Source organism: Sphingomonas sp. NPDC092440 (genome assembly GCF_044754985.1).
Taxonomy (GTDB): Bacteria; Pseudomonadota; Alphaproteobacteria; order Sphingomonadales; family Sphingomonadaceae; genus Sphingomonas.
In genome coordinates this window covers 64,211-75,074 of the sequence record NZ_JBIVQA010000019.1, presented here as the reverse complement: position 1 = coordinate 75,074, position 10,864 = coordinate 64,211, and the positions used below count along the sequence as shown (strand labels likewise).

Genomic DNA, 10,864 nt, shown 5'->3' with positions numbered 1-10,864 from the left:
GGCGTGGCGGCGTTCCTGCACAACGTCCAGCATGGCGACTGGCGTTTCGCGGCGCTGGCCGGCATCGCCGTCGCCGCCGTCTGGAACTTCGCCCTATCCTCGCGCTTCGTCTGGGGCCGGTACTAAGCTTTCCCTACCGAGAGGGGCTCAAGCCACCAGCCGCAACCGCCGCCGCATCGCGGCGCTGCGCGAGCCGCCACCCACCAGCGTCTGCAGGTCGATCATCCCGCGGGCCAGCCCCAGTCCTGGAGGCGCGCCAATATAGCGGGCGGTCCATACCGGCGAGAACTTGTCCTTATAGGCTCGCAGCCCCTCGAAACCGTAGAACGCATCGCCATGGCGATAGAGCAGCGCTCCGATCCGCGCCCACATCGGCGCGAGGCGGCGCGATTCGATGCCCGACAGCGGCGCCATGCCGAGGTTGAACCAGCGATAGCCCTGGTCGCGGCCCCATTGCATGAGCTGGACGAACAGGAAGTCCATCGTGCCATAGGGCATCTCGGCCAGATGCCGCATCAGATCGACCGAGAGCTCCTCGCGATTCTCCGTCGCCCAGATATTGGCGAAGGCGACGATCCGCCCATGCTGGCGCACCAGCGCGCAATCGAAGCGGGAGAGATAGGCAGGATCGAAGCGGCCGACCGAGAACGCCTTTTCGCTCTGCCCCTTGTCGTGCAGCCAGGCGTCGGAAACGGTGCGAAGCTCGGCCATCAGCGCCGGCACCTGTGCGGCGGGGACGATCTCGAAGCTCGCGCCTTCGCGTGCTGCGCGGCGCTCCGAATGGCGCAGCGAGCGCTTTTCCGACCCCTCCATCGTGAAGCCGGGCAGCGCCACGCGCGCTTCCTCGCCATATTTGACGAGTTGCAGGCCGAGGTCGATCGCGATCGGCAGCGCATCGGTGGAGATCTGATAGAGCAGCAGCCGGCCCTGCGCCGCGTCCGCCATCTCGCGAATCTCCCAGAGCAGGTCGCCCCATTCCTCGGCGGGGCCCACCGGGTCGCCCATCACGATCCAGCTTTGCCCCTGCACCTGGTACATCAACAGCGTCTGGCCGCTTTCCGAACGCAGGAAGCGCTTGTCGCCGGCATAGGCGAGCAGCGCGTCGGTACGGTTGGCATGGGCGAGCGGCAGGCGGGGCAGTTCCGTGTCCGGCGCATGCTCTTCGCGCTTCGGCTGGGCATAGCCGAACCACTGGGTCACCGCGACGCAGGTCAGTGCCACCGCGGCAGCGAAGCTTGCGCGCAGGAAGCGCGAAGCGTCGCCGCGCCAGGCGAATTCCCACCACAGATCGTCCTGATAGGGCACGTTCTTGAACGCGAAGAAGCCGATCCAGGTCGCCAGCGCCACGGCGACCGCGACAGAGAGCAGCGCCCGTGTCGACAGCGTGCTGGTGAGCGCGGTCTTGCGGTAGAAGGCGGTGCGGGAGAGCTGGAGCAGGCCCGCGATGATCAGCAGGATCATCGCCTCCTCATAATCGACGCCCTTCACCAGCGAGAACAGCGCGCCCGCCAGCAGCAAGGTGCGGCAGAGGTGGAAGGCCGCATCGAGCCGCCGATAAAGCGCCGGCGCGATCAGCAGCAGCGCGGTGCCGGCCAGGCTTGCCGCGATGTGGGAAGCCTCGACAAAGGGCAGGGGTATGAAGGCGTGCAGGTCGCGCAGGCGCGCATGGATCGCCGGCAGCGAGCCCGAGACGAGCAGCACCACGCCGCCAACGAAGACCAGCGCCGCGAGGAAGGTCGGCGCCAGCCCGTGCATCGCCAGCCCCACGGCACGGATCGCGGCGAGCGGCTTGCGCAGTTGTCGCCGCTCGTGGATGGCGAGCAGCGCGCCCGCGACGAGCAGGGGGAATACATAATAGATCAGCCGGTACAGGATCAGCGCGGCCAGGACGTGCGATGGATCGGTGTCGGGCAGCACCGCGAGCATGACCGCCTCGAACACGCCGACGCCGCCCGGCACATGCGTCACCAGCGCCGCGATGATCGCCAGGGCATAGCCCAGGAAGAAGGCCGGGAAGGCGTGCAGCCCGGCGCCGGGAACCAGGATCAGCAATGCCGCGCTGGCCAGCGCGAGGTCGATCGCCGAGGTCGCGATCATGGCCAGTGCCTGGGGCAGGCTCGGGCAGCGGAGCCGCCAGTGCCACAATTTCACTTCGCGTGCCGGTCCGCGCAGCATCGCGAGCACGCCCAGCGTCACGATCAGGATGGCGATGCCGATCCCGCGCTGCACGCTGGCCGGGATGGTAACTCCGGCGAGTTCCAGCCCGCCCGCGTGCAGTGCCAGCGCGGCGCCCGCCATCACCACCACGCCCGACCAGAAGGTGAGGCTCGCGGTGGCGACCACCTTGACGATATCCGCCGTGTCGAGCCCCGCCGCGCTATAGACGCGATAGCGGGCCGATCCGCCGGTAAGCAGCGCGAAACCGAGATTGTGGCTGAGCGTGTAGCTGGTGAACGAGGCCAGCGCGGCGGTGCGATAGGGCAGCGGCCGCCCGATGATGCGCAGCGCGAGCACGTCGTACAGCGTCAGCATCACATAGCTGCCGATGGTCAGCGCCAGCGCGCCGGCGATCTGCCACAAGCCGATCGCGCGGAAAGCGTGGCGCACGTCGCGCCAGTGCACTTCGTGGAGCAGGCCGTGCAGCGCCGCGAAGGCGAGCGCGGCGACCGCGACGACGGCGCCGACCTGCAATGCAGTCTTGTAGGCGGGGCGCATCGCGGCCGATCTCAGCCGCGCTGCCAGACCTGCGACTTGCAGATCCAGCCACCCAAGATGCATCCGCTGATCTTCAGGCTGTTCGGCCCCTGCTGCTCGATCTTCGAGTAATAGGTCTGGCCCATGTCGGGCACATAGACCCGGCCCTGCCATTTGCCGTTGCCGGTGGGATGATAGTCCTGGAGCAGCTCGGTGCCGATCAGCTTCTGGACGCCGCTGTCGCGCGCGTCGCGCTGGGCTTCGTCATTGGCCCAGACCACCCAGCCGCACAGCTTGTCGCCGCACGCGCCGGTCTGCACCTTCACGCTGCCGCGCGGATTGACCCAGGTGCCGACCACGCCGGTCGCGGCTGCCGGCGCCTGGGCGGAGGCCTGTACCGTGCCGAGCAGAATGGCGCCGACGCCGATGCCGGCCAATAGCTTGCCGAAGCGCATTTCGAAACTCCCTCGGTATCTCTCGTGACGCTCTTTGGCCCTGCGCGCCTGTCGGCGGCGTGATCGAAATCCTAATTTTTGGTAATGTCGGCGACTACGGGCTTGAGCGTATCGTACAGCGTATCGGGGTCGTGGTGAAGCATGTGTCCGCCCGGCAGCGCCACGCTTCGCACATTGGGCTGGGTCAGCATCGGGCACAGGCTGTTCTTCTCCTCCACGCCCTGCACGCAGAGCGTCGGCACCCAGGTGAGCTGCCGGCCGGTGGACAGCGCCATCGCGTCGGGCTTGATCCAGTTGAACATTTCGGCAGGCGAGACCTGGTAGAAGACGGTGTCGGTCGGCACCACCAGAGCGACCAGCTTCACCTTGGCGCGCAGGTCCTGGGGCAGGCCGGTCAGGCCCACATGCGTCATGTCGGCGCCATAGGATTGCCCGATCATCACCAGCCGGTCCGCATGGCCGAAAGCGAGTGCGCGCCGTGCCGCGTCGGTGATCAGGGCCTGTATCTCGGCAGGCGTGCGCTTGTGCCGGAAATAGGCCATCGAGCTGACGCCCACCACGGGCACGCCGTCCGCGGCGAAGCGCCTCGCGATTTCCGGCCCCATGCCGATCTTGAAGCCCATGTCACCCGATACCAGCACCACGGCGAGGCCCTTCATCGCGGGCGGGGTCGGGCGGGTGGGCGCTATGTCGTAATAGACCGGGCCGCCCAGATAGCCGACATAGGCGAGGAAGCCGGTGAAACCGGCCAGGATCAGTGCCAGGGCGGCGAGGGCGATGCCGAGCTTGCGGCGGCGAAGGCGCATGGCGATCTCCTTGAAAGTCCAGCTTCCATAGATACACGCGATTCGCTTTCCCGTGACGGGATCATGACCAAAGCTTAACGTGACTTGGCTGGGCGCCACGGGCATTTCCATGCTCGCAATGACCAGCCGCGACATCCAGGACAGCACCGCTCCCGCCGGTCGCACGATGCGCGGAACCGATGGGTTCGTGCTGATCCTCGTCCTTTCCTTCGCGCTCAGCGCCATGGTGATCCTGGGCTGGGCCTGGCGATCGGGGATCAACCGCGTCTTCGCCGCACAGAGCGGCGCCAGCCTGTTCCCGGGCTTCACCGCCGAGACGCCGGGCAGCACCGCGCGCGGGCTGGTGGTGACCAGCCTGCGTTCGGGAAGCGAGGCGGCCAGGGACGGGATGGAGGTGGGCGACGCGATCGTCGCCATCGACGGGCGCGGGGTGGATACGCTTGACCAGGCCCGGCGCTATCTCCGCAACGATCGCCACCCGCAGGTATATCTCGACTTGGTGCACCAAAAGCAGCTACGCCATCTCAAGCTCTTGCGAAGCGCGAGTGGAGAGAATGGGGCACAAGCTGCTGCTGGTGGAGGATGACGAGCCCACCGCTGCCTATATCGTCAAGGGAATGAGCGAAGAGGGGTTCACGGTCGACCGTGCCGACAATGGGCGCGACGGCCTGTTCCTCGCCAGCGACGGCAGCTACGACGCGATCGTGCTCGATCGCATGCTGCCCGGGATGGACGGCATGGCTGTGCTCGGCGCCTTGCGCGCCGCGAAGATCGAGACGCCGGTGATCATCCTTTCGGCGCTCGGCACCCCGGACGACCGGGTCGGCGGCCTCACCTCCGGCGCCGACGACTATCTCGTGAAGCCCTTCGCCTTTGCCGAGCTGCTTGCCCGCATCCGCCTGTTGCTGCGCAAGCGCGGTGCGGCGGAGACCGCAGTGACCAAGCTCGGTTCCGGCGATCTGGAGATGGACCTGCTATCGCGCCGGGTGAAGCGCGGCAGCAAGGTGATCGACCTTCAGCCGCGCGAGTTCCGCCTGCTCGAATATTTCCTGCGCCATCCGGACCAGGTGATCACCCGCACCATGCTGCTGGAAGGGGTGTGGGATTATCATTTCGATCCCGGCACCAACGTGATCGACGTCCATATCAGCCGGCTCCGGAAGAAGCTGGACGACGGCGGCGAGCCGATCCTGCACACGATCCGCGGCGCCGGCTATCGTCTCGGCCCGGCGGCGTGACGCTGCGCTGGGGGCAACTCGCGCGCTCGGTCATCGCGCGCTTCGTGATCATCGCCTTCCTGGTGCAGCTCACCGTCACCGGCGGCATCCTGCTCTTCGTCCAACAATCGAGCGAAAGCGCGCTAGCGGCCGAGCAGAAGGCGCTGGTAACCGATCTGCGCGACGATCTTGTCTCGGCCTGGCATGCCGGCGGCGATGCGGCGCTCGTGCGGATCATCGACGCGCGGCTTGCCCAGGCGCATGCCAGCCCGCTGGTGATCCTGCTCGCCACCGCGAAGGAAGACCCGATCCGCGGCAATCTCGGCGACTGGCCCACGGTGATCCCGGCCGAGACCGATTGGCGGGCGATCGAGCTCTATCGCACCGGCAGCGACCGGGCCGAGCTGATGGGCGTCTCCTCCACCACGCTTCCCAATGGCGAGCGGCTCCTCGCCGGCCATGTGATCACCTCGAGCGCGCGCCTGGCGCGCGTGAACGAGGAAGCGATCACCGCGGCGCTGGTGATCGGCGTGGTCTTCGCGCTGCTCAGCGCCCTGCTGATCGGCCGCGTCCTTTCCAATCAGATCCAGGCGGTGGTTACCACCGCGCGCGACGTGGGCGAGGGCAGGCTGGGCCGCCGTGTCCCGATCGACGGCAGCGGCGACGCGTTCGATGCGCTCGGTGAAGCGGTCAACGGGATGCTCGATCGCATCGAGGCGCTGGTCTCGCAGCTGCGCATGATGACCGACGGGCTGGCGCACGATCTCAAATCGCCGGTCACCCGGATCAAGGTCACGCTTGAGCGGGCGATCATCGAGACCGAGGACGAGACTGCGCTCGCGGCGCTGGAGCGCGTGTCGGGCGAGGCGGAGACTCTGCTCGGCATGCTCTCCACCGCGTTGCTGATCAGCCGGGCCGAGGCGGGGATCGGGCGCGACCGCTTCGTCGATACCGACATCGCCGCGCTGCTCGAGGATCTTGCCGAAGTCTATGGCCCGCTCGCCGAGGATCGCGGCTTCGAGATCGCGGTCGAGGCCGAGCCCGGCCTGCACGCGCCGCTCCATCGCGAACTGATGGGCCAGGCACTCGGCAATCTGATCGAGAACGCCACCAAATATGCCGAGGGCGGCCACCGCATCGTCATTCGTGCCGCGCATGAGGCGGGCGGCATCGCGCTCTCGGTGGCCGATGACGGCCCCGGCATCCCCGCCGAACGCCGCGCCGAGGCGCTGAGCCGCTTCGGTCGCCTGGATCCTGCTCGCCACGTCACTGGCTCGGGCCTGGGGCTGTCGCTGGTCGAGGCTGTGGCTCGGCTCCACCAGGGCAGCCTCGCGCTGGAGGACAATGCGCCCGGGCTTCGCGCGGCGATCCGCTTCTGACGCCGCTTCCTTCCTTCCTTCCTTCCATGTGCGCGGGATCGGAAGCTCGGGTTGGAGACTCCTATTCTCCAGCGTCATCCTCGCGAAGGTGGGGATGACGAAAGAATGATCGGGTCTTGATCCTAGACCGCCAGCGCATAGGTCATCACCAGCGCGGCCACGGTCATCAGCAGCATCGCCGCGATGAAGGTCACGTCGGCGACGCGCTCGAGATCGTGCATCCGCTTCGTCGTCACCGTCCGCAGCGCGAAATAGGAAGTGAGCGTCGCGATCAGGAACAGCACCGCGTCCAGCGCCAGCAGGTCGTCGGCGAGCGTGTTGGCGCGCCTGACCGCGATCACCACGCGCAGGATGCCGATCGCCGTCAGGCACACGCCGACCATGGCCGCCGCGATCGGGCAGATCATCCGGCACGCGCGCTCGTCCAGCACATATTGGCTGGGTCTTTCCTCGGGCGGCTTCCTCATGCGGCGGTTGCCTGCGTCTCCCCCGCGGCCCGCGTTTCCTGCGCAGGTTGCGCCTCCGGCGTCGCCTGCGCCTCCACCCGGCCGCTGCGCTCCAGCTTGCCCCAGCCGACCCAGGGGCCGCGCAGCGCATTGGCGACGGCGCGGATCACCACCCAGTACATCAGCTGGCGATAGACGAAGCGCTGGGCGAGCAGCAGCAGCCCCGGATAGCGTTTCTCGCGCTTCTCCATGCGATAGGCGACCCAGCCGCACAGGAAGTCGATCGCCATGAACGAGAACCAGTAGATGCCCATGCGCAGCACGTCGCTCTCGGTCTGCGCCCAGCCATGCTGCCAGACCCGGACCGCGGTGCCGATGATCGAGGCGATCAGCGCCAGGTCGATCAGCGGCGAGATCAGCGCGAAGGCGATCTGGAACACCCAGGCCTGGGGAATGCCGACCAGGGCCAGGCCCGCCGGCTTGCGGGTGCGCAGGATCGCGCGATGCTTCCACAGGCATTGGAGCGTGCCGAACGCCCAGCGGAAGCGCTGCCTGGCGAGCGCGCGGAAGCTCTCGGGTGCCTCGGTCCAGGCGACGGCGTCGATGTCATAGCCCACGCGCCAGCCCTTGCGCTGGATCGCGATGGTCAGGTCCTGGTCCTCGGCCAGGGTGTCGACCGGATAGCCGCCCACATCGTCGAGCGCGGCCTTGCGCCACGCGCCGACCGCGCCCGGCACCACCATGATCGCGTCGAGACTGGCCAGCGCCCGCCGCTCGAGATTCTGCGAGGTGACATATTCCACCGCCTGCCAGCGGGTGACCAGATTGATGCGGTTGCCCACCTTGGCGTTGCCGGCGATGGCGCCGATCTCGGGGTCCTCGAACCAGCGGGCGAGGCGCGCGATGGTCAGCGGCTCGAACTGGGTGTCGGCATCGAGCGCGATGACGATGTCGCCCCTGGCCAGCGCCAGCCCGTGATTGAGCGCGCGCGCCTTGCCGCCATTCTCCAGCGTCAGCAGCTTGACCCGCGGCTCGCCGGCAAAGGCGGTGCGGACCAGGTCGCTGGTGCCGTCCTGCGATCCGTCGTCGAGCACGATCACCTCGACATTCACCTGCTCGCTGGCGAGCGCGCGGCGGACCGAGGCCTCGATCACCTTTGCCTCGTTATAGGCGGGGATCAGTACCGAGACGAAGCGATCGGGCGCGATCGCCGGCGCCGCCGGCCGGTTCTTCCGGCGATTGCCGTTCACTGCCAGCCCGGCAAGGACGAGGGCGCGGGCGATGCCGAGCGCGATCGCCAGGAAGAAAGACCATTTCAGCATGAAGCCGAGCGTCGCCGCGACGAGGAAGATGCCCACGTCCATCCGCACCGCGGCCAGGTCGCCCTCCTGCACCTCGGGCATTACCTGGTCGCGGGTGAGGCCGGCGAGCTGCGAGACGGGAACGAACTGATAGCCCTTGGCCCGCAGCCCGTCGATGATCCGCGGCAGCGCCGCCAGCGTCTGCGAACGGTCGCCGCCGCCGTCGTGGAGCAGGATGATCTGGCCCGATTGCTCGGCGTTGCCCGCTTCCACTTCGCGCAGCGTGGTGTCGACGATCGCATCGACGCCCGGGCGCTGCCAGTCGTTCGGATCCACGTGCAGGCCGACATTGGTATAGCCGGCGCGCTGCGCGGTGAGCGCGGGGATCAGCTCATCGGCGGTGGTCGGCTCGGCGTCGCCGAAATAGGGCGCGCGGAACAGGCGGACCGAGCGGCCGGTATAGGCCTCGATCAGCCGCTGCGTGGCGTTGAGCTCGATCCGCGTGCCGCGCGTCGAGGCCAGCGCGAGGTTGGGGTGGGTGAAGGTGTGGCTGCCGATCTCATGCCCTTCGTCGACCACGCGGCGGACGAGGAACGGCTCGGCCATCGCATTCTCGCCGATCATGAAGAAGGTGCCGGTCACCTGCTTCTGTTTGAGCACGTCGAGGATCTTCGGCGTCCAGTCGGCATCGGGGCCGTCGTCGAAGGTCAGCGCGACCTTGCCCGGCATATAGCCGGTGCGGGTGACGACATAGGGGGTCGGCAGCGACTGGAAGATCTCGTCGACGATCAGCCCTTGCGGATTCTGGACGATCGTGCGCGCGCCCACGCTTGGCGTGCTGGTGATGCGCAGGATTTCGCCCGAGCCCTCCACATCGACATCGCCGACGGCCTCGATCCGGCGCAGATCGGGGATCTTGCCCGAATGGGCCGCGCCCAGCGCCGCCCAGAAATTGGAATCTTCCGAACCGAGGCGCCACAGCGCGACGCCGGCCACGCCCTTGATGTTGGCGGCGCGCAGCTGGTTCCAGGCGGTGGTGGCGTCGGCCATCCACACGGTGTGCTCGGTGCCGTTCTCCTCATAGGCGAAGCTCTGGTTGCCGCTCGCCTTGTCGAAGGTGACGGTGGCTTCGCTGTCGTGCGCGATCAGCCAGGCCTCTTCGATCGAGATCGGGTCCGCCTTGCCCGGCGCCGTCCAGTTATAGCCATAGTTGGCGATGCCGACGATCAGCTTGTCGGCGGGCATCTGGGTCAGCGCCGCGTTCATCTGGCGGACGAACCAGGCCTGGCTGGCGATCGGGCCCGCGGCGGTGGCCGGGGCATGCTCGTCATAGTTCATCAGGATCACATGGTCGGCCGCAGCGGCATAGGCCTTCATGTTCCAGTCGTCGTCCTGCGCGGGCACGGTGACCGCGATGCTCAGCTTCGCCGCGGCGAAGCGGGCACGCGCCTCGCGCAGCAGCGCCAGATAGTCGCGCTGCGAGGCGGTGGGCAGCTCCTCGAAGTCGAACACCACGCCGTCCGCCTTGCGCGCCGCCAGGGTGCGCTGCAGATCGTCGAGAAAGGCGGCGCGCGTCTTGGGATTGCGCAGCAGCGCGGCGGCGCCGACGCTGTCCCAATTGTCGCCGGTGGCGTTCTGCACCATCGGCAGCACCTTGGGCCGGCGGGTGGCCGAGGCGAGGATCGGGTCGAACTCGGTGTCGGGCGCCGTCGCGATGCGGTGCTGCGGCCCGGTGACGGTGTAGAGCGAGGGGACGACCCAATCCAGCTCGTTGATATGGCGGCGCAGCGAGGCGCCGCTGGCATCGTCCCAGGGCACGTAGAAGCCCACCGCGAGCGGCGCGGCCGAGGCCTTGGCCGGTCCCTGGGGCAGCCAGGAAGCGAAGCTGTGGCGCAGCCGGTTGGCTTGCTGCTTCAGCGAGCGCGGCTGGGGATGCTCGAGCGCCACGGCCAGCGGCCCCGGCGTGGGCACGCGCACCACGGTCATCGCGAAGGCACCGGCAGCGAGCACGATCACCAGCAGCAGCGCGAAGAAGGCCCGCATCGTCCAGCGGTTCCGCTTGCCGCTCGCATCGAAGAAGATCGGACGTTCCATCGTCTGTGTGCCCTGGTTGCAATGTCTGGGTGCGACGCCCGGCCCGAGGAGTGCAGGAGGGCCGGGCGCCGCGGTTTGCCGGCCATGAACGCGGAGATGGCCTGCCCGTTCGGGATAGCCTTGCCCGCCCTTCCCGGACCTGCCTTGCAGATTAACTTACTGTCATGTGCGCCATTGGCCAAAACAAAACGGCCGGCGCGGGAGGGGATGCGCGCCGGCCGTTCAGGTGTTGCGGGTGCAGGCAAAAGAGGAAACCCGCACCCGCTGGCATCGCCCCGAACAGGGAGAGTGAGCGATGCCGAAACTGTCGTGGTCAGCGCCCGTGCGCGGCCGCCACCGGTGCGTGCGCGACGAGGCGGGCGTCCGCGGTCGACCAGGCCGCCGATCCGCTCACGAGCGTGGCGATGGCCAGAAGCGCGATCGTGGTGCGGCGATGGGGCATTTCCTTACTCCTCTCTGGTCGTTCTCGGTG

The 10,864-nt window shown here is 68.0% G+C and carries 9 protein-coding genes and 1 pseudogene; 4 read left to right on the top strand and 6 right to left on the bottom strand.

What is annotated here, in order from left to right; all coding sequences use genetic code 11:
* Positions 1–126 (top strand): annotated as a pseudogene (locus ACIQCS_RS22270) (glycosyltransferase family 2 protein); the annotation flags it as partial.
* A gap of 21 nt (positions 127–147) precedes the next feature.
* On the opposite strand, the gene mprF reads toward ACIQCS_RS22270, so the two are convergent.
* The 3 genes from mprF to ACIQCS_RS22255 all read right to left on the bottom strand — a co-directional run bounded on the left by mprF (position 148) and on the right by ACIQCS_RS22255 (position 3,955).
* On the bottom strand, positions 148–2,715 hold the full coding sequence (gene mprF, locus ACIQCS_RS22265) for a bifunctional lysylphosphatidylglycerol flippase/synthetase MprF (protein WP_345847992.1): 2,568 nt from the start codon (positions 2,713–2,715) through the stop codon (positions 148–150).
* An 11-nt stretch (positions 2,716–2,726) separates the two neighbouring features.
* Positions 2,727–3,149, bottom strand: a complete 423-nt coding sequence (locus tag ACIQCS_RS22260) for a DUF2147 domain-containing protein (protein ID WP_280278853.1) — start codon at positions 3,147–3,149, stop codon at positions 2,727–2,729.
* A gap of 71 nt (positions 3,150–3,220) precedes the next feature.
* The gene (locus tag ACIQCS_RS22255) at positions 3,221–3,955 is read right to left on the bottom strand and encodes an AcvB/VirJ family lysyl-phosphatidylglycerol hydrolase (RefSeq protein WP_345847991.1); all 735 of its coding nucleotides are present in this window, start codon (positions 3,953–3,955) and stop codon (positions 3,221–3,223) included.
* A gap of 79 nt (positions 3,956–4,034) precedes the next feature.
* Here ACIQCS_RS22255 and ACIQCS_RS22250 point away from each other — a divergent pair, with 79 nt between their 5' ends.
* Genes ACIQCS_RS22250 through ACIQCS_RS22240 form a run of 3 tightly spaced genes read left to right on the top strand, consistent with a single transcriptional unit; the run spans position 4,035 to position 6,551 of the window.
* Entirely contained in the window at positions 4,035–4,541 is a 507-nt protein-coding gene (locus tag ACIQCS_RS22250; protein ID WP_345847990.1) for a PDZ domain-containing protein, read from the top strand.
* Positions 4,510–5,193 (top strand): response regulator transcription factor, encoded by a 684-nt coding sequence (locus ACIQCS_RS22245; protein WP_280278850.1) that lies wholly within the window; start codon positions 4,510–4,512, stop codon positions 5,191–5,193. The genes ACIQCS_RS22250 and ACIQCS_RS22245 overlap by 32 nt, the downstream gene beginning before the upstream one ends.
* Positions 5,190–6,551 (top strand): HAMP domain-containing sensor histidine kinase, encoded by a 1,362-nt coding sequence (locus ACIQCS_RS22240; protein WP_345847987.1) that lies wholly within the window; start codon positions 5,190–5,192, stop codon positions 6,549–6,551. Before ACIQCS_RS22245 ends, ACIQCS_RS22240 begins: the two co-directional genes overlap by 4 nt.
* A 122-nt stretch (positions 6,552–6,673) precedes the next feature.
* On the opposite strand, the gene ACIQCS_RS22235 is transcribed toward ACIQCS_RS22240, so the two are convergent.
* The 3 genes from ACIQCS_RS22235 to ACIQCS_RS22225 form a co-directional block, all read right to left on the bottom strand.
* Positions 6,674–7,018: a hypothetical protein gene (locus ACIQCS_RS22235; protein WP_345847986.1), complete on the bottom strand. Its 345-nt coding sequence runs from the start codon at positions 7,016–7,018 to the stop codon at positions 6,674–6,676.
* Positions 7,015–10,392 (bottom strand): glycosyltransferase, encoded by a 3,378-nt coding sequence (locus ACIQCS_RS22230; protein WP_345847985.1) that lies wholly within the window; start codon positions 10,390–10,392, stop codon positions 7,015–7,017. The genes ACIQCS_RS22235 and ACIQCS_RS22230 overlap by 4 nt, the downstream gene beginning before the upstream one ends.
* A 313-nt stretch (positions 10,393–10,705) precedes the next feature.
* On the bottom strand, positions 10,706–10,834 hold the full coding sequence (locus ACIQCS_RS22225; RefSeq protein ID WP_280278846.1) for a hypothetical protein: 129 nt from the start codon (positions 10,832–10,834) through the stop codon (positions 10,706–10,708).
* Positions 10,835–10,864 lie beyond the last annotated feature (30 nt).